16 protein-coding genes are annotated in these 17925 nt (G+C 73.5%); 8 read left to right on the top strand and 8 right to left on the bottom strand.

Annotated elements, in window-relative coordinates:
• Positions 1 to 5: 5 nt before the first annotated feature.
• Positions 6 to 950 carry a LysR family transcriptional regulator gene (locus KDL28_RS38255; protein WP_252446388.1) on the bottom strand — a complete coding sequence of 315 codons (945 nt, stop codon included), beginning with the start codon at positions 948 to 950 and terminating at the stop codon, positions 6 to 8.
• A 273-nt stretch (positions 951 to 1223) separates the two neighbouring features.
• Between KDL28_RS38255 and sdhC the strand changes: the two genes are divergently transcribed.
• From sdhC to KDL28_RS38240, 3 genes are read left to right on the top strand one after another with little or no spacing between them, the layout of a single operon-like run.
• A complete protein-coding gene (gene sdhC, locus KDL28_RS38250) occupies positions 1224 to 2024 on the top strand; it encodes a succinate dehydrogenase subunit SdhC (RefSeq protein WP_252446387.1) in 801 nt (266 codons plus the stop codon).
• Positions 2025 to 2030: 6 nt separating this feature from the next.
• The gene (locus tag KDL28_RS38245; protein WP_252446386.1) at positions 2031 to 3998 is read left to right on the top strand and encodes a fumarate reductase/succinate dehydrogenase flavoprotein subunit; all 1968 of its coding nucleotides are present in this window, start codon (positions 2031 to 2033) and stop codon (positions 3996 to 3998) included.
• Positions 3995 to 4759, top strand: a complete 765-nt coding sequence (locus KDL28_RS38240; protein WP_252446385.1) for a succinate dehydrogenase/fumarate reductase iron-sulfur subunit — start codon at positions 3995 to 3997, stop codon at positions 4757 to 4759. Before KDL28_RS38245 ends, KDL28_RS38240 begins: the two co-directional genes overlap by 4 nt.
• A 69-nt stretch (positions 4760 to 4828) precedes the next feature.
• On the opposite strand, the gene KDL28_RS38235 is transcribed toward KDL28_RS38240, so the two are convergent.
• The gene (locus KDL28_RS38235) at positions 4829 to 5149 is read right to left on the bottom strand and encodes a hypothetical protein (protein ID WP_252446384.1); all 321 of its coding nucleotides are present in this window, start codon (positions 5147 to 5149) and stop codon (positions 4829 to 4831) included.
• Positions 5150 to 5692: 543 nt separating this feature from the next.
• Here KDL28_RS38235 and KDL28_RS41950 point away from each other — a divergent pair.
• On the top strand, positions 5693 to 7675 hold the full coding sequence (locus KDL28_RS41950; protein WP_252446383.1) for a S9 family peptidase: 1983 nt from the start codon (positions 5693 to 5695) through the stop codon (positions 7673 to 7675).
• A gap of 1 nt (position 7676) precedes the next feature.
• Here KDL28_RS41950 and KDL28_RS38225 read toward each other — a convergent pair whose 3' ends face one another.
• The 4 genes from KDL28_RS38225 to KDL28_RS38210 form a co-directional block, all read right to left on the bottom strand.
• Positions 7677 to 8585, bottom strand: a complete 909-nt coding sequence (locus KDL28_RS38225) for an amino acid ABC transporter permease (RefSeq protein WP_252446382.1) — start codon at positions 8583 to 8585, stop codon at positions 7677 to 7679.
• A gap of 70 nt (positions 8586 to 8655) precedes the next feature.
• Positions 8656 to 9321 (bottom strand): amino acid ABC transporter permease, encoded by a 666-nt coding sequence (locus KDL28_RS38220; protein WP_252446381.1) that lies wholly within the window; start codon positions 9319 to 9321, stop codon positions 8656 to 8658.
• A gap of 98 nt (positions 9322 to 9419) precedes the next feature.
• Complete coding sequence (locus tag KDL28_RS38215; protein ID WP_252446380.1) at positions 9420 to 10322, bottom strand: glutamate ABC transporter substrate-binding protein; 903 nt, start codon at positions 10320 to 10322, stop codon at positions 9420 to 9422.
• 92 nt (positions 10323 to 10414) lie between these two features.
• Positions 10415 to 11143, bottom strand: a complete 729-nt coding sequence (locus tag KDL28_RS38210; RefSeq protein ID WP_252446403.1) for an amino acid ABC transporter ATP-binding protein — start codon at positions 11141 to 11143, stop codon at positions 10415 to 10417.
• 179 nt (positions 11144 to 11322) lie between these two features.
• Here KDL28_RS38210 and KDL28_RS38205 point away from each other — a divergent pair, with 179 nt between their 5' ends.
• On the top strand, positions 11323 to 12036 hold the full coding sequence (locus KDL28_RS38205) for a response regulator transcription factor (RefSeq protein ID WP_252446379.1): 714 nt from the start codon (positions 11323 to 11325) through the stop codon (positions 12034 to 12036).
• Positions 12037 to 12040: 4 nt separating this feature from the next.
• Positions 12041 to 13462, top strand: coding sequence for a sensor histidine kinase (locus tag KDL28_RS38200; RefSeq protein WP_252446378.1), 1422 nt, complete (start codon positions 12041 to 12043; stop codon positions 13460 to 13462).
• On the opposite strand, the gene KDL28_RS38195 is transcribed toward KDL28_RS38200, so the two are convergent.
• On the bottom strand, positions 13438 to 14403 hold the full coding sequence (locus tag KDL28_RS38195; protein ID WP_252446377.1) for a TAXI family TRAP transporter solute-binding subunit: 966 nt from the start codon (positions 14401 to 14403) through the stop codon (positions 13438 to 13440). The two genes, KDL28_RS38200 and KDL28_RS38195, sit on opposite strands and share 25 nt — an antisense overlap.
• Before the next feature lie 91 nt (positions 14404 to 14494).
• Between KDL28_RS38195 and miaB the strand changes: the two genes are divergently transcribed.
• Both miaB and KDL28_RS38185 read left to right on the top strand, forming a co-directional pair.
• Entirely contained in the window at positions 14495 to 15973 is a 1479-nt protein-coding gene (gene miaB, locus KDL28_RS38190) for a tRNA (N6-isopentenyl adenosine(37)-C2)-methylthiotransferase MiaB (protein ID WP_252446376.1), read from the top strand.
• Complete coding sequence (locus KDL28_RS38185) at positions 15970 to 16467, top strand: Rv2732c family membrane protein (protein WP_252446375.1); 498 nt, start codon at positions 15970 to 15972, stop codon at positions 16465 to 16467. Before miaB ends, KDL28_RS38185 begins: the two co-directional genes overlap by 4 nt.
• 79 nt (positions 16468 to 16546) lie before the next feature.
• On the opposite strand, the gene KDL28_RS38180 is transcribed toward KDL28_RS38185, so the two are convergent.
• On the bottom strand, positions 16547 to 17863 hold the full coding sequence (locus tag KDL28_RS38180) for a DUF349 domain-containing protein (RefSeq protein ID WP_252444324.1): 1317 nt from the start codon (positions 17861 to 17863) through the stop codon (positions 16547 to 16549).
• Between the last annotated feature and the right edge of the window lie 62 nt (positions 17864 to 17925).

The raw sequence follows: 17925 nt of genomic DNA, 5'->3' as shown, positions 1-17925 counted from the left end.
GAGACTCAGTGATCAGGACGGTGCAGCACCTGGACGTCGCCGGGGAGCCCGCTGCCGGCCGAGAGCTCGGCCAGGAACGACAGCAGGGTCTCCTGGAAGGCCCGCACCGCGTGCGTCGGCTTCAGGTCGGCCCGGCGGGCCAGCGCGACGGTCCGGTACAGCGCGGGCGTGAGCACGGTGCGGCGCAGGCGGGGGCGGCCGACGAACACCAGGTCGGGTACGACGGCCACCCCGGTGCCCGCCTCCACCAGGCGCAGCACCGCGTCCATCTCCCCGCCCTGCACGGCGTACCGGGGCGCCACGTCGGCGTCGGCGAACGCGCGTTGCACCACTTCGCGCAGGTCGTAGCCCTGGCGCGGCACCACGAGCTGGCGGCGGGCCAGCTCGCGCACGGTCAGCGAGCCGCGTCCCGAGGGTGGGGGTTGGGTGGCGGGGGAGGCCACCGACAGGCGCTCGCGCAGCAGCGGCGTGATGTGCAGGGCGGGATCGACCCCGCCGGGGGGCACGATCACCAGGGCGATGTCCAGCTCGCCGCGCGAGAGGGTGCGCACCAGCGGCGGCGAACCGTCCTCGACCAGCTCCAGGGAGATCCCGGGGTGCTGGGCGTGGAAGACGCGCAGCACGTCGGCCAGCACGCCGATGCACAGCGACGGGGTGGCGCCCACCCGCACCCGCCCGCCGCGCAGGCCGACGATCTCGGCGACCGCGGTGCGGGCGCTGTCGGCGTCGGCCAGCATCCGCCGGGCGAGCGGGAGCACGGCCTCCCCGGCGGGGGTCAGCACCGGCCCGTTGCGGCCACCGCGGTCGACCAGCGGCGCGCCCAGCTCGTCCTCCAGGGCCCTGAGCTGCCTCGACAAGGTGGGTTGCGCAACCCCGACCAGGTCGGCGGCGCGAGTGAAGCTGCGCACGTCGGCCACGGCGACGAAGTACGCGAGCTGCTGTAGCGTCACCGCCATAGCTTACGTGCATCGAGGAAGCCCATCCGATGCATTGGACGGTTCGGCGCTCAGCCGTCATGCTCGCCCCACGCTGGCCCCACGAGTGGTGACAGCCGGGCACGCACGCCTCTGACCAGGGCGGGCGCCGGCGATCCGCCCGCCGGCCCGCTGCTCGGCCCCGCCCCGCGGATCGGTCGCGCTGGTCGTAGAGTCCGCCCACAATCGAAACACCCGGCCAGTCGGGGCACAGACCGGCGCCGGGCCACAAGAACGAGGTTCTCTGACGTGTCCTCCACCACAGACGCGTCCGCCGCCCGGGCGCAGATCGCGGCGCGGACGCTCCGCACGGACCGGTGGTGGTTGCCGCCGCTGGCCACCTTCATCGCCTTCACCGCGTGGGTCGCCTACGCCACCGTGCGGTCGTTCATGCAGGAGTACTACTACGTCGCCGAGTACAACTACCTGACGCCGTTCTACTCGCCGTGCGTCTCGGTGGGCTGCGTGCCCGAGGCGTCGCACCTCGGGCAGTTCCTGCCCGACGTCTGGTGGCTGCCCTACGCGGCGGTCTCGCTGCCGTTCCTGCTGCTGTTCCGGCTGACCTGCTACTACTACCGCAAGGCCTACTACCGGGCCTTCTGGCTGTCGCCGCCTGCCTGCGCCGTGGCCGAGCCGCACGCCAAGTACACCGGTGAGACACGGTTCCCGCTGATCATGCAGAACCTGCACCGGTACTTCTTCTACATCGCCACGGCCATCGCGCTGCTGAACACCTACGACGCGATCCTGTCGTTCACCAAGGCCGACGGCAGCTTCGGGCTGGGCCTGGGCAACATCATCCTGGTGGTCAACGTGGTGTTCCTGTGGGGGTACTCGCTGTCGTGCCACTCCTGCCGCAGCATCATCGGCGGGCGGCTCAACCACTTCTCCAAGCACCCGGTCCGCTACAAGCTGTGGGGCTTCGTCTCCCGCCTGAACACCAAGCACATGCAGTACGCCTGGATCACACTGGCGACACTGGCCTTCACGGACTTCTACGTCATGGCCGTCTCGGCCGGGTGGATCTCCGACCTGCGGATCGTGGGGTGATCTGACATGACTGATCCGATCGAGGACACCGCCGTCGCGGCGGACGCCGCCGCCGAGGAGATCGAGCGGCACGACTTCGACGTGGTGGTGATCGGCGCGGGCGGCGCCGGCCTGCGCGCCGCCATCGAGGCCCGCCAGCAGGGCAAGCGGGTCGCCGTCATCTCCAAGTCGCTGTTCGGCAAGGCGCACACGGTGATGGCGGAGGGCGGCTGCGCGGCCGCCATGGGGAACGTCAACCCCAACGACAACTGGCAGGTCCACTACCGCGACACGATGCGCGGGGGCAAGTTCCTCAACAACTGGCGCATGGCCGAGCTGCACGCCAAGGAGGCCCCGGACCGCGTCTGGGAGCTGGAGACCTACGGCGCGCTGTTCGACCGCACCAAGGACGGCAAGATCAGCCAGCGCAACTTCGGCGGGCACACCTACCCGCGGCTGGCCCACGTCGGCGACCGCACCGGCCTGGAGATGATCCGCACGCTGCAGCAGAAGATCGTCTCGCTGCAGCAGGACGACTTCAGGGCCACCGGCGACTACGAGTCCCACATCCGGGTCTTCCACGAGACCACGGTCACCGAGCTGTTCAAGACCGACGGCCGCATCGCGGGCTGCATCGCCTACTACCGCGACTCCGGCAGGTTCGTCCGGTTCGACGCGCCGGCGATCGTGCTGGCCACCGGCGGGGTGGGCAAGAGCTACCAGGTCACCTCGAACTCCTGGGAGTACACCGGCGACGGGCACGCGCTGGCCCTGCGCGCGGGCGCGACCCTGATCAACATGGAGTTCCTGCAGTTCCACCCGACGGGCATGGTCTGGCCGCCGTCGGTGAAGGGGATCCTGGTCACCGAGTCGGTCCGCGGTGACGGCGGGGTGCTGCGCAACTCCGAGGGCAAGCGGTTCATGTTCGAGTACATCCCGGACGTGTTCAAGGAGCAGTACGCCACCACCGAGGAGGAGGGCGACCGCTGGTACACCGACGCGGACAACAACCGGCGCCCGCCGGAGCTGCTGCCGCGCGACGAGGTCGCCCGGGCCATCAACTCCGAGGTGAAGGCCGGTCGGGGCAGCCCGCACGGCGGCGTGTTCCTCGACATCGCCTCCCGGCTGTCGCCGGAGGAGATCCAGAAGCGGCTGCCGTCGATGTACCACCAGTTCAAGGAGCTGGCCGACGTCGACATCACCAAGGAGCCGATGGAGGTCGGGCCCACCTGCCACTACGTGATGGGTGGCGTCGAGGTCGACCCCGACACCGCGATGTCGGTCGTGCCGGGGCTGTTCGCCGCCGGTGAGGTGGCCGGCGGCATGCACGGCTCCAACCGGCTGGGCGGCAACTCGCTGTCGGACCTGCTGGTCTTCGGCCGGCGCTCCGGCGCGGGCGCGGCGGCCTACGTCGACGCGCTCGACGGCGTCCGCCCGGCGATCGCCGAGGCCGACGTCGAGGAGGCGGTCAAGCGCGCGCTACTGCCGTTCTCCAGCGCCACCGAGGGCGGCGAGAACCCGTTCGTCGTGCAGCTGGAGCTGCAGAAGACGATGAACGACCTGGTGGGCATCATCCGCAAGGCCGACGAGATGGAGCAGGCGCTCAAGGCGCTGCAGGACCTCGCGGTGCGCACCAGGACCGTCTCGGTCGTCGGGCACCGGCAGTTCAACCCCGGCTGGCACCTCGCCCTCGACCTGCGCAACATGCTGCTGGTCTCGCTCTGCGTGGCCAAGGCGGCGCTGGAGCGCCAGGAGAGCCGGGGCGGGCACACCCGCGACGACTTCCCGGTGATGGACTCCGACTGGCGCCACGTGCTGCTGGTGCTGTCCGCGCTGGGCGAGGACAACGTCGAGCTGGTGCGCCAGGAGCAGATCCCGATGCGACCCGAGCTGCTCGACCTGTTCGAGCTCGACGAGCTGAAGAAGTACTACACCGGCGAGGAGATCGGCGGCCACCGCGCCGACCAGAGCCTCGACAAGGGAGCGAAGGCATGAGTCACGACCAGCACTTCCGCGTCTGGCGGGGGGACTCGGACAAGGGCGAGCTCGTCGACTACCCGGTGCTGGTGAACGAGGGCGAGGTCGTCCTCGACATCATCCACCGGCTGCAGCAGACCGAGGCCCAGGACCTGGCCGTGCGGTGGAACTGCAAGGCGGGCAAGTGCGGCTCGTGCAGCGTGGAGATCAACGGCCGGCCGCGGCTGGCCTGCATGACCCGGATGTCCACGTTCGAGGAGGACGAGGTCATCACGGTCACCCCGCTGCGCACGTTCCCGGTCATCCGCGACCTGGTCACCGACGTGTCGTTCAACTACACGAAGGCCCGGGAGATCCCCAGCTTCGCCCCGCCGGAGGGCGTGGAGCCGGGGGAGTACCGGATGGCCCAGGTCGACGTGGAGCGGAGCCAGGAGTTCCGCAAGTGCATCGAGTGCTACCTGTGCCAGAACACCTGCCACGTGGTGCGCGACCACGAGGAGAACAAGGAGAACTTCGCCGGCCCGCGCTACCTGATGCGGATCGCGGAGCTGGACATGCACCCGCTGGACGCGGCCGACCGCAAGGAGGCCGCCCAGGAGGAGCACGGCCTGGGGTACTGCAACATCACCAAGTGCTGCACCGAGGTCTGCCCCGAGCACATCAAGATCACCGACAACGCGCTGATCCCGCTCAAGGAGCGCGTCGTCGACCGCAAGTACGACCCGCTGGTGTGGCTGGGCAGCAAGATCGGCATCGGTCGCAAGTCGACCAAGGGCTGATCGGCTCAGGCCGCTGACGACGGGGCCCCCGCCGAGGCGGGGGCCCTGTCGTCGTCCCGGGCCGCGGGCTCAGCGCCCCAGCGAGCGCCGGATCTCCTCCAGCTTCGCCTTGGCCTTGTCCGCGCGCTCGGCCTCCTGCTGCTCGATCGAGCGCCCGGCCGCGGTCTCCCCGGCGAGCTCGGCGGTGCCCAGGCTGGTGGCGTAGCGGCCCTCGATCTTGTCGCGCACGTAGTCGAGGCTGGGCACGCCGTGCTGGTCGTAGTCCGGGGCCGGGGTGGCCTGCGGCGGGACCGGCGCCGGCGGGGCGGGCGTCGGCACGATCTCGGCGTCCACCACCCCGTCGTCGCCGGTGTCGTCGGGCCGGTCGGCAGGCTGCGGGCCGTCGGTCATGTCGCCTCCCCTGGTCGAGCGCGTCCGCGCACGTCCCACCTTGCCACGAGAGCGCCACGGCACCGCGCCACGCCGCGGCGGGCGGTCTGCGATGCTGGCCGGGTGCGGACCGTCGAGGTCGTCGTGGTCTACGACGTGGCCTGCCCGAACTGCTCGGCCATCGCGCGCGAGCTGCCCGAGCTGGTGCGCGTGCCGGTGCGGGTGCTGTCCTGCCGCGACGCCGGGCTGGCCGCCGCGTACCCCGCGCTGCGGCCCGCCGTCCGGGCCTGGGGCCCCCCCCCGCGGGGGGGGGGGGGGCCCCGCCGGGCGGGGCCCGGGGGGGTAGGCCCCGCCCGCGCCGGCGGCCCGGCGCGGGGGGCGCCCCCCCCCCCCGGGGGGGGCCCCCCCCCCGCCGCGACGGGTCGGTCCGCTGGTGGTACGGCCTGACCGGGGCGCTGGGTGTGCTGCCCGTGCTGCGCCCGCGCGGGGCGCGCGAGGCCGCCGGGCTGCTGTGGGCCGCGCTGCGCACCCCGCGCCGGGCGGGGCGGCACTAACGTTCACCCCGTGACGCCCACCCCCGCCCCGTACGGTTCCTGGCCCACCCCGATCACCGCCGACCTCGTCGTCACCGCCGCGGTCCGGCTCGGTGAGCTCGCGGTCGACGGCGGCGACCTCGTGTGGGCCGAGGGCAGGCCGGCGGAGGACGGGCGGACCCAGCTCGTTCGCCGGGTCGCCGACGGCACCACCACCGACCTGCTGCCCGAGGGCATGAGCGCCCGCACCGCCGTGCACGAGTACGGCGGCGCGGGCTGGTGGGTCCGCGACGGCGTCGTCTGGTTCACCGAGTGGTCCGACCAGCGGCTCTACCGCCTCGCCCCGGGTTGCGCCCCGCAGCCGCTGACCGCCGAGCCCGAGCGCCCGCGCGGCGACCGCTACGCCGACGGCGACGTCGCCCCGGACGGCGCGACGCTGGTGTGCGTGCGCGAGCGGCACGCCGGCCCGGCGGCCACCGACGTGCGCAACGAGATCGTGCGGCTGGCCACCGACACGCCGTCGGCGCCCGAGGTGCTGGTCACCGGACCCGACTTCGTCGCGGCCCCGCGGCTGGCCCCGGACGGCCGGACGCTGGCCTGGGTGCAGTGGGACCACCCCTCGATGCCGTGGGACTCGACCGAGCTGGTGGTGCGCGACCTGAGCACCGGTGAGGACACCGTGGTCGCCGGCGGGCGCGGCGAGTCGGTGTCCGAGCCGCGCTGGCACCCGGACGGCTCGCTGTGGTTCCTCAGCGACCGCACCCAGTGGTGGAGCCTGTACCGCTGGGTGGCGGGGGCCGACATCGAGCCGGTCGTGGTGGGCCGGGGCGAGATCGGGGTGCCGAACTGGGCGCTGGGCTCGGCGCGCTACGCCTTCCTGGCCGACGGCTCGGTGGCGTTCGCCCGGCGCAGCGCCGGCTACGACACCCTCTCCGTGCGCGGCGCCGACGGCACCGTCACCGACCTGGACCTCGGGTTCTCGGCCGTCGAGGCGGTCCGCGCGCTGCCCGGCGGGGCGCTGGCGGTGGTGGCGGGCAGCGCCACGGCCGAGGACGGCGTGCACCGCATCGACCTGCCGGTCCAGCTGGGCGCGGCCGACGCGCCCGCCCCGCGGGTGACGACCCTGCGCCCGCCGCGCGAGCTGGGCATCGACCCGGCGTACCTGTCGGTGCCCGAGCCGATCACCTTCGGCTCGGTGGACGCGGACGGCGCGAGCCGCAACGCGCACGGCCTGTACTACCCGCCGGCCAACCCGCAGCGCACCGGCGCGGAGGGCGAGCTGCCCCCGCTGCTGGTGATGATCCACGGCGGTCCCACGGCCTCGGCCCGCCCGGTGCTGAGCCTGGGCGTGCAGTTCTGGACCAGCCGCGGGTTCGCCGTCGTCGACGTCGACTACGGCGGCTCCACCGGCTACGGCCGCGACTACCGCGACCAGCTGCTCGGCCAGTGGGGGGTGATCGACGTGGCCGACTGCCTGGCCGCCGCGGCCTGGCTGGCCAAGCAGGGCCGGGCCGACCCCGACCGGCTGTGCATCCGCGGCGGCTCGGCGGGCGGCTACACCACGCTGGCCGCGCTGGCCCGGGAGGACACCCCGTTCGCCGCGGGCGCCAGCCACTACGGGGTGGCCGACCTGGAGGCGCTGGCCGCCGACACGCACAAGTTCGAGAGCCGCTACCTCGACCGGCTCGTGGGGCCCTACCCGGAAGCCCGCGACGTGTACGTGGAGCGCTCGCCGATCCACCACGTCGACCGGCTGCGCCGCCCACTGCTGGTGCTGCAGGGCAGCGAGGACGAGATCGTGCCGCCCGCGCAGAGCGAGGTCATCGTGGCCGCGCTGCGCGAGCGCGGCATCCCGGTGGGCTACCTGCTCTTCGAGGGCGAGCAGCACGGGTTCCGGCGCGCGGAGAACATCCGCCGCGCGCTGGAGGCCGAGCTGAGCTTCTACGGCCGGGTGCTCGGGTTCGAGCTCCCGGCCGAGGAGGGCATCGAGCCGGTCGAACTGGAGAACGCCTGAGTCAGGTGACCGCGCCGCCGACACCGACGGGGGCGAGCTCCGCCGGTGGCGCGGCGTCCTTGTTGCGCGCCGCGCGACCGGCCCGCGAGGTGCGCCGCTGGACGTACTCGGCCAGCTTGCTCAGCGCGTAGTTGATCAGGATGAAGACCAGCGCCACCGCGATGTACATCTGCAGCGGCAGGTTGATTCCCTCCTGCCCGCCGAAGAACTGGATCACCGTGTTGGCGGTGCGCACGAACTCGGAGAACCCGAAGATCACGAAGCCGAGCGAGGTGTCCTTGACGATCACCACCAGCTGGCTGATCAGCGCCGGCAGCATGATCCGGAACGCCTGCGGGAGCAGGATGATGCGCAGCACCTGGAAGCGGGTCAGGCCCACCGCGTAGGCGGCCTCGGACTGCCCGCGCGGCAGCGCGTTGACCCCGGCCCGCACGATCTCGGCGATGATCACGCAGTTGTACGCGGTGAGGCCGATGACCAGGTACCACAGCGGCGGCAGCGAGATGCCGAACTCGGGCAGCACCCGGGCGGCCAGGAAGATCGTGATGACCACCGGCAGGCCGCGGAACAGCTCGATGGCCGAGACCACGAGCCACCGGTAGGCGCGCGAGCTGGTGATCCGGGCCACGGCCAGCGCCGTGCCGATCGCCAGCGCGAGCACGAGGGTCAGCGCGGCCGCGACGACGGTGTTGACCAGGCCGTCGCCCAGTGCGCTCCAGGTGGCGACGAAGTACTGGTTGGCCGGGTTGAACGCCGGCCCCCACTTCTCGCCGTCGAGCTGGCCGTTCTCGCCCAGCTGGATGACCGCGAGCACCACGAGGCCGGCCAGCAGCACCACGGCGATGACGGTGCCGATCAGGGTGTTGCGGCGGGCGCGGGGCCCGGGAGCGTCGTACAGCACGGAGCTCATCGTTCTCCCTCGCTGCGCTCGGTCGACGCTTCGCCGAGACGCTGTGTCGATGATTCGCTCGCAAGCTCCCTCATCGCTTCACCTCGATCTTCCGCTCGAGCACGCCGAGGCCGATCCCGGCCGGGATGGTGATGGCCAGGTAGGCGAGCGCGACGCCGCCCAGGCTCGACAGCGCCGAGTAGCCGGCGGCGGTGAGGGCGCCGTCGACGGAGAACAGCTCCCCCGTCACGCCGAACGCGCCGACGATCGCCGAGTTCTTGATCATCGCGATCATCACGCTGCCCAGCGGCGGGACGACAGTGCGCAGCGCCTGCGGGAGCACGACCGAGCCCAGGGTCTGCTGGAAGGTCAGCCCGACCGCGCGGGCCGCCTCGGCCTGGCCCGCCGGCACCGAGTTGATGCCCGAGCGCACCGCCTCGCAGACGAACGCGGCGGTGTAGGCGGCCAGCCCGGCCACGCCGGGCCAGAAGAACGAGTTGCCGCCGAAGGTCGGGAAGACCACCCCGACCTGCGGCAGGCCGAACGCGAACAGGAACAGCACGACGACCAGCGGGGAGTTGCGGAACACCGTGACCCACGAGGTGCCCACCCAGCGCAGCGGGGGCACCGGGGACACCCGGAAGGCGGCCAGCAGCGTGCCGAGCACGAGCGCCCCGATCGCGGCGAACAGGCACAGGCGCAGCGTCCCGAGGAAGCCGCTGACGAACCGCGGGAACTCCGCGATCAGTGCGTCCAACTCATGTCTCCCGACTGGTGGTGAGCACGGAACGGGACACCGACCGCCCGCGGGCGGTCGGTGTCCCGATCGATGGGTGGGGCCGTGCTACCGGCAGGTCAGCTGCAGGCGTCGGCGGTCGGCAGGGTCGGGGCCTCGGGCTGGACCTTGCCCGCGGTCGCGTCCCACGCGGCCTTGTAGGCGCCGCTGGTGCTCGCCTCCTGCAGCGTGGTGTTGATGAACTCGCAGAACTGCACGTCGCCCTTGGTGATGCCGATGCCGTAGGGCTCCTCGGTGAAGGGCTTGTCGACCAGCTTGAACGCGCCCTGGCTGGCCTCGATCAGGCCCAGCAGGATGACGTTGTCGGTGCTGACCGCCTCGACCTGGCCGTTGCGCAGCGCGTCGGCGCACTTGGAGTACACGTCGAACAGCACGATGTTGGCCGGGTCGACGTACTCCTCCAGCTTCTTGGCCGGGGTGGAGCCGGTGACCGAGCAGACCCGGGCGCCGGTCGGCTTCAGCGTCTCCGGTCCGGTGATCGTGGTGTTGTCGGCGGCGACCATGATGTCCTGGCCCGCCTGGTAGTACGGCCCCGCGAAGGTGATCTTCTCCTTCCGGGCGTCGTTGATGGTGTAGGTGGCCACCACGATGTCGACCTGGTCGTTGACGATGACGTCCTCGCGGATCCGGGACGGCGTCTCGGTGTAGGTGATCTTGTCGGCCGGGATGCCCAGCTTCGCCGCGATCAGCTTGGCGATCTCGACGTCGAAGCCGACCGGGTTGCCGTCGAGGCCCTTGAGGCCGAACAGCGGCTGGTCGAACTTGGTGCCCACGCGCAGCGTGCCGGCCTCGTTCAGCTCGGCCATGGTCGTGCCGGCCTCGAACTCGGTGTCCTCGGCGACGGTCGGGGCGGGCGCGCCGCTACCCCCCAGCTCGGCCTGGTTGCCACATGCCGTGGCGGTGAGCACCAGCGCCGCCGCGGCGGTGGCCGCGGCGATTCGGGTGACGTGGGAGAGACGCATGGAGAAGGGTCCTTCCTGGAACGGTGCCGTCCGACGGGTGGGTCGGGGGCGGTGCGCGGGGAGACCGCGCGGGTGGGTGCTCGGTGCGGGCGTCAGTGGGTGAGGATCTTGCCGAGGAAGTCCTTGGCCCGGTCGGAGCGGGGCGCGGTGAAGAACGCCTCCGGCTCGGCGTCCTCGACGATCTCGCCGTCGGACATGAACACGACCCGGTTGGCGGCGCGCCGCGCGAAGCCCATCTCGTGGGTCACCACGAGCATCGTCATGCCCTCCTTGGCCAGCGTGGTCATCACGTCCAGGACCTCGTTGACCATCTCGGGGTCGAGCGCGGAGGTGGGCTCGTCGAACAGCATCACCTTCGGCTTCATCGCCAGCGCCCGGGCGATGGCCGCCCGCTGCTGCTGGCCGCCGGAGAGCTGGGCCGGGTACTTGTCGCGCTGGTCGGCGATGCCGACCCGCTCGAGCAGCCCGATGCCCGCCTTCTCGGCTTCGGCCTTCGGGGTGCGCCGCACCTTGATGGGACCGAGGGTGACGTTCTCCAGGATCGTCTTGTGGGCGAAGAGGTTGAAGCTCTGGAACACCATGCCGACGTCGGCGCGCAGTCCGGCCAGCCCCTTGCCCTCCTCCGGCAGCCGCTGCCCGTCGATCTCGATGGTGCCGCTGTCGATCGGCTCCAGCCGGTTGATCGTCCGGCACAGGGTGGACTTGCCCGAGCCGGACGGCCCGAGGACCACGACGACCTGCCCCGCCGTCACCTCCAGGTTGATGTCGCGCAGGACGTGCAGCTCGCCGAAGTGCTTGTCGACGGACACCATCCGGATCATCGGAGCTTCGGTCATCTGGGGCCTCCGCGCATGGCCAGGCACGCTAGGGCGAATCGGACACCCCAGTCCAGCACCTTGAGCTACCCATAGGGTTTCGCTCGTATAACGCTGTCCCCGGCCGGGCGGAGATCACTCCGGCCGGGTGCGCGGTAGGCGGAGACGGCCGGATTGGGGGCGGGATGCACATCCTGCTGGTCGAGGACGACGATCGGATCGCGGCGGCGCTGCGGCCCGCGCTGCACCGCCACGGCATGACCACCACCCGGCTGGCCCGCGGCCGCGGCGCGGTCGACCACCTCGCCGGGGTCGACGTCGTGCTGCTCGACCTCGGGCTGCCCGACATCGACGGCGTGGACGTGTGCCGGGCGATCCGCGAGGTCAGCGAGGTGCCGGTGATCGTGGTGTCGGCCCGCGGCGAGGTCGACGACCGGATACTGGGCCTGCACTCCGGGGCCGACGACTACCTGGTCAAGCCGTACGACGTGGGGGAGCTGCTGGCCAGGGTGCACGCCGTGCACCGCAGGCGGCGGGTCAGCTCGCCCGACGCGGCGGCGGGCGACGTCGTGGTCGTCGCCGACGTCAGCATCGACCTCGGGCGCCACGCGGTGACCGTGGCCGGCGCCGCGGTGACCCTGAGCCGCAAGGAGTTCCAGGTGCTCGCGCTGCTGGCCGTGGCGAAGGGCGCGGTGTGCACCCGCAGCCGGATCGTGGCCGAGGTGTGGGGCCGCACCTGGGCCGGTGCCAACCGCACGCTGGACGTGCACGTGGCCACGCTGCGCACGAAGCTGGGCCGCCCGGAGCTGGTGCAGACGGTGCGCGGCGTCGGGTACCGCCTGGGCCTGCCCGACGCGCAGGCCGAGCCCGATCCCCCCGCCGCCGGCGCGGGGGAGTAGCGCAGTGCGCTCCCGGCTGCTGGTGATCGTGCTGGTCCTGGTCGGGTTGCTGGCCGCGGGCCTGGGCGTGCCGCTGGCGCTCTCGGACGCCCAGGCCCGCCAGCAGCGGCTGTTCATCGACCGGCTGACCGACACGATCTCCTTCGCCTCGCTGGCCGTGCGGGCCGTCACCGACGCCGACACCGCCGGCCTGCAGGCCGACCTGACCCAGTACGACCGGGTGTTCGGGATCGCCGTGATCGTCCTCGACCGCAACGAGGAGGTCGTCGCCATCTCGCGGTCGTCGCGTCCGGAGTTGGACGAGGACGCGGTGCGGCGGGTGCAGCTGGCGCTGGCCGGGCGCCGCTCGGAGCCCTACCCGCTGCTGGCGCCGTGGAACGACCGGCCCATGGTGCTCGCCGAGCCGGTGCTGGTCGACGGCGACGTGGCCGGCGCCGTGGTGACGGTCTCGCCCACCGACGGCCTGCGCGGACAGGTCCTGCTGGTCTGGGCGGAGGTGCTGGCCGCGGGCCTGGCCGCGCTGGCGCTCGGGGTGCTGGGCGCGCTGCCGGTCGTGCGCTGGATCCTGCGCCCGGTCCGCCGCCTCGACGAGGGCACCGGCCGGGTGGCTGCCGCGGTGCTGGCCGGCAAGGACCCCGAGCCGGTCGCCGACGGGACCGGGCCGCCCGAGCTACGCAGGCTCTCGGCCTCCTTCGACCGGATGACCGCGACCGTCACCCAGGCCTACGCCGCGCAGCGGACCTTCGTCGCCGACGCCAGTCACCAGCTGCGCAACCCGCTGACCGCGCTGCGGATCCGGTTGTCCAACCTGGAGGGCCACGTGCGCCCGGAGGGCGTGGACGACCACCTCGGCGCGCTGGAGGAGGCCGAGCGGCTGTCCACCCTGCTCGACGGCCTGCTGGCGCTGGCCCGCGCCGAGCGCACGGTGCCGCTCACCAGCGTCGACGTCGACGCGGCCGTGGACGACCGGGTGGAGGCCTGGCGGCCGCTGGCCGAGCACACCGAGCTGGACCTGGTGCGCAGCGGCGTGCGCGGGCTGACCGCCACCGCGTCGGCGGGCACCGTGGAGACGGTGCTCGACGCGGTGCTGGACAACGCGGTCAAGTTCTCCCGGCCCGGCGGCACGATCACCGTGCACACCACGGTCGCGGCCGACCGGGTCGAGGTGGCGGTCCGCGACACCGGCCCCGGCATCGCGCCCGAGGAGCTCACCTGGGCCACCGCCCGGTTCTGGCGCAGCCCGGGGCAGAGCAACGTCGAGGGCTCCGGGCTGGGCCTCGCGATCGCCGCGCGCACCCTGGAGATCGGCGGCGGCGAGCTGCGCCTTGAGCTGCCCGCCGGTGGCGGGCTGAAGGTGGTGGCGCTGCTGCGGCGGGTGCCCGCCGAGCTGGTCGAGGGCGATCAGCCGTCCTTCTCGGCCCGGTAGAACCGCACCGCGCCCGGGTGCAGCTCGACCGGCTGCGTCCCGATCGCCGAGCGCGGGTCGATCGTCACCGCGGCCCTGGCCGCCTCGGCCAGCTGGGCCTGGGCGTCGAACATCGAACGCACCAGCTCCTCGGCCAGCGCGTCGGGCATGTCCGCGGTCACCAGCAGCACGTTGCGGACCAGCAGGGTGGTCACCGGCTCGGTCATGCCGTAGGTGCCCACCGGCACGGTCCGGGGGGTGTACTCCGAGTGGTCGACGCGGACGTCCGCGGCGATGCCCTCGAGGTCGACCAGCCGGATCGGCATCCGCTCGGCCAGCTCGGTGATGCCCCGCGTGGGCAGCCCGCCCACCCAGAACAGGGCATCGATCCGGCCGGCGACCAGGGCCGCAGGCGACTCCGCGAGCCCGAGCTGCTCGGCGCTCAGGTCGTCGCCCGGTCGCAGGCCGGAGACCTCCAGCAGGCGGCGGGCGATCAGCGAGACCCCGGAGTCGGGCGCGCCCACCGCGACCCGGGCGCCACGCAGGTCGGCGGGGGAGCGCACCGGCGAGCCGGCCGGCACCACCAGGTGCACGACGTCGTCGTAGATGCGGGCGAGCGCCCGCAGCGCCCGCGGCGAGTCCGCCGGGGTGGCGTCGCGGTGGTCGGCCGCCGCGTCGATCTGGCTGATCGCCACATCGACGTCGCCGCCGACGAGCTGGAGCAGGTTGTCCACCGAGCCCGCGGTGGAGCGGACCTCCGGGGTGGTGGTCAGCCCGAGGCCGTCGCGCCAGATCTGGGCCAGCGCGGTGCCCAGTGCGTAGTAGACCCCCTCCTCGGCCCCGGTGGCCAGGCGCAGGCGCCGGTCGGCGAACGGCGACGAGCACGCCTGCAGCGCGACGAGCGCGCCCAGCAGCGCGCCCGCGCGCAGCACGGCGCGCCGGTCGAGCTGCCGGCTGTGCATCCGTGGGATCCTGCCGTGCCCGGGCGGTCCGGTCGACCTCCCGGCCCCGGCCGCCGCGCCGACGCCGCGACCGACGGCCTACCCTCGACTGGTGAGCCGCAGCTACACCATCCGCACCTACGGGTGCCAGATGAACGTGCACGACTCCGAGCGGATGGCGGGCCTGCTGGAGGCCGCGGGCTACACGCGCGCCGCGCCGGAGCGCGCCGACGACGCCGACGTCGTGGTGTTCAACACCTGCGCGGTGCGCGAGAACGCCGACAACCGGCTCTACGGCAACCTCGGCCACCTGCGGCCGGCCAAGACCTCCCGGCCCGGCATGCAGATCGCCGTCGGCGGCTGCCTGGCCCAGAAGGACCGCGCCGAGATCGTCCGCCGGGCGCCGTGGGTGGACGTCGTGTTCGGCACGCACAACGTGCACGCGCTTCCGGTGCTGCTGGAGCGGGCCCGGCACAACGCCGCCGCCCAGGTGGAGATCGCCGAGGCGCTGGAGGTGTTCCCGTCGACGCTGCCGGCGCGGCGGGAGTCGGTCTACGCCGGCTGGGTGTCGATCTCGGTGGGGTGCAACAACACCTGCACCTTCTGCATCGTGCCCTCGCTGCGCGGCACCGAGCGCGACCGCCGCCCCGGCGACGTGCTGGCCGAGGTGCGGGTGCTGGCCGCCGACGGCGTGCTGGAGGTGACCCTGCTCGGGCAGAACGTCAACTCCTACGGCGTCGAGTTCGGCGACCGCGGCGCCTTCGCGAAGCTGCTGCGCGCCTGCGGCGACGTGCCCGGCCTGGAGCGCGTGCGGTTCACCTCGCCGCACCCGCGCGACTTCACCTCCGACGTCATCGCGGCCATGGCCGAGACCCCGGCCGTCTGCCCGCAGCTGCACATGCCGCTGCAGTCCGGCTCCGACGACGTGCTGCGCCGGATGCGCCGGTCCTACCGGTCCCAGCGCTACCTGGCCATCCTCGACGAGGTGCGCGAGTCCATCCCGGACGCCGCCATCACCACCGACATCATCGTCGGCTTCCCCGGCGAGACCGAGGACGACTTCGCCGCCACCCTGGACGTCGTGCGGCGGGCCCGGTTCTCCAGCGCGTTCACCTTCCAGTACTCGCCGCGCCCCGGCACGCCGGCCGCCGCGCTGCCCGACCAGCTGCCCAAGGCGGTCGTGCAGGAGCGCTACGAGCGGCTGGTCGCCCTGCAGGAGGAGATCTCCTGGGCGGGCAACCGGGCCCAGGAGGGCCGGGTGGTCGAGGTGCTGGTGGCCGCGGGGGAGGGCCGCAAGGACTCCGAGACCCGGCGGCTGAGCGGCCGGGCCCGCGACGGCAGGCTCGTGCACTTCGCGCCCGGCGGCGCCGCGGTGCGCCCCGGCGACGTGGTCGAGGTCGAGATCGGCTACGGCGCGCCGCACCACCTCGTCGCCGACGGGCCGCTGCTGTCGCACCGCCGCACCCGCGCGGGTGATCTGCACGAAGCGGGTACCCGCCCGGGTGGCGCCCCGACCGGCCTGGGCCTGCCGAGCTTCGGCGCACCCGCGCCGACGGTGGCCGCGGCGGCGTGCGGGGTGGAGGTGTCGTGAACGAACGCGGGAACGACCCCAGCGACCGGGTGCCCGCCGAGCTGGCCGGCCTGGACGCCGAACTGCCCGACGCCCGTGAGGTCCAGCGCACCCTGGAACGCCGGGTCGACCCCGGCCCGACGGCGCTGGGCGTCTCGGTGGGCGTCGTGCTCCTGCTGGTCGCGCTGGTGCTGCCGTGGACCGGACCGGTGCAGGGCTGGACGGTGCTGGCCGGCAGCGAGTGGATCGGCCCGCTGCCCCGGCTGTTCGTCTCCATCGCCATCGGCGTCGGCGTGCTCGGCTCCGCGCTGGCCCTGGTCCTGCGCTGGTGGGCGTTGGCCTGGCTGTGCGCGGTCGGCAGCGGGATCGGCGTGGTCACCGGGGTGTGGGCGATCTGGTCGAGGCAGACCGTGGTGCCCGACGGCGGCACGGGGCCCGGCATCGGGCTCGTCGTGGCCGAGGTGGCCGTCATCGTGCTGACCGTGTGCTGGGTGCGGATCGCGCTCCGCCGCTGAGGGCCGCGGTCGTCGTCCGCCGCTGAGCGGTCGTGAGCGCGTATCCCGGTCCCGACCGGGATACGCGCTCACGACGTGCTCAGCGGTGCTGGACCGCCTGCTCGGCGGTGGCCAGCCACTCCCGCCAGGTGGCGGCCTGCGCCTCGGCCTGCTCGGCGCGCCTGCGGTCGCCCGCCGTGCGGGCCTTCTCGGCCTGCGCCTCGAACTGGGCGACCCGCTCGCGGAACTGGGCCACCCGGGCCTCGGCCTCCGGGTCGGTGCGCCGCCACTGGCGGTCGGCGGCCTCGCGCACCCGCTCCTCGACGGCGCGCAGCCGGGACTCCAGCGGGCGGATGTCGTCGCGCGGGACCTTGCCGATCTCCTCCCAGCGCTCCTGGACCATCCGCAGTGCCGCCCGGGCGGCCGTCGGGTCGGACACGTCGATCCTCTCCGCCTCGACCAGCAGCGCCTTCTTGGCCTCGGCGTTGGCCGCGAACTCGGCGTCGCGCTCGGCGAACACCTCGGAACGGCGGTGGAAGAACGTGTCCTGCGCGGTGCGGAACCGCTGCCACAGCGCGTCGTCGGCGTCCTTCTGGGCCCGCCCCGCCGCCTTCCACTCGGCCATCAGGTCGCGGAAGCGGGCCGCGGTGGGGCCCCAGTCGTCGGAGGAGACCAGCTTCTCGGCCTCGTCCACCAGCTCCTGCTTGTAGGCCTTGGCCCCGGCGCGCTGGCGGTCGAGGTCGGCGAAGTGCGAGCCGCGGCGGCGGTTGAACGCCTCGCGGGCCCGGGAGAACCGCTTCCACAGCTGCTCGTCGACCTTGCGGTCGATGCCGCGGATGGTGCGCCACTCCTCCAGGATCGCCTTGAACCGGTCGCCCGCCTGCTTCCACTGGGTGGCCTCGCCCGCCAGCTCCTCGGCCTCGGCGGCCAGCGCCTCCTTGCGGGCGACCGCGGCCGCGCGCTGGGCGTCGCGGGCGGAGCGGGCGGCCTCGACGGCCGCCTCCGCACCGGCCACGATCTCGTCGAGTCGGGCGCGCAGACCGGCGACGTCGCCGACGACGGCGGCCTCGTCCAGCCCGTCGCGCAGGGCCTTGGCGCTGCTCAGCGTCTGCTTCGGGTCGCCGCCGCCGGCGACGCGCGCGGCCAGCAGCTCGGCCTCGGCGCGCAGGTCGTCGAAGCGGCGGGCGAAGTGCGCCAACCCCTCGGCGGGCTCGCCGGCCTGCCAGGAGCCGACGGCCCGGTCGCCGTCGGGCGTGACCAGGTGGACGGTGCCGTCCTCGTCGACCCGGCCCCAGCGGCTCGGGTCGGACTCCGCCGCGGGCACGGGCGAGGGCAGCGGGGCGAGCGGCTCCGCCGCAGCGGCGGGCGCCGCGGCCGGGCGCGGGGGCCGACCCGGGCCACCCGGCCGGGGCGGCACGGGGCCGGGCCGCGGGCCACCGCCCGGGCGGGAACCCGCCGGGGGCGGACCGGGCCGCGGCG

The sequence above is a fragment of the Pseudonocardia humida genome (assembly GCF_023898865.1).
GTDB classification, from domain to species: domain Bacteria; phylum Actinomycetota; class Actinomycetes; order Mycobacteriales; family Pseudonocardiaceae; genus Pseudonocardia; species Pseudonocardia humida.
Note: the sequence above shows the minus strand (reverse complement) of the source record. Positions and strands in the feature narration are given on the sequence as shown.

Coding starts and splice junctions, on each gene's coding strand:
- KDL28_RS38210 (WP_252446403.1), bottom strand. CDS start 11,143: ATGATCCGGATGGTGTCCGTCGACAAGCACTTCGGCGAGCTGCACGTC.
- KDL28_RS38225 (WP_252446382.1), bottom strand. CDS start 8,585: ATGAGCTCCGTGCTGTACGACGCTCCCGGGCCCCGCGCCCGCCGCAAC.
- KDL28_RS38215 (WP_252446380.1), bottom strand. CDS start 10,322: ATGCGTCTCTCCCACGTCACCCGAATCGCCGCGGCCACCGCCGCGGCG.
- KDL28_RS38235 (WP_252446384.1), bottom strand. CDS start 5,149: ATGACCGACGGCCCGCAGCCTGCCGACCGGCCCGACGACACCGGCGAC.
- KDL28_RS38245 (WP_252446386.1), top strand. CDS start 2,031: ATGACTGATCCGATCGAGGACACCGCCGTCGCGGCGGACGCCGCCGCC.
- KDL28_RS38195 (WP_252446377.1), bottom strand. CDS start 14,403: ATGCACAGCCGGCAGCTCGACCGGCGCGCCGTGCTGCGCGCGGGCGCG.
- KDL28_RS38205 (WP_252446379.1), top strand. CDS start 11,323: ATGCACATCCTGCTGGTCGAGGACGACGATCGGATCGCGGCGGCGCTG.
- KDL28_RS38240 (WP_252446385.1), top strand. CDS start 3,995: ATGAGTCACGACCAGCACTTCCGCGTCTGGCGGGGGGACTCGGACAAG.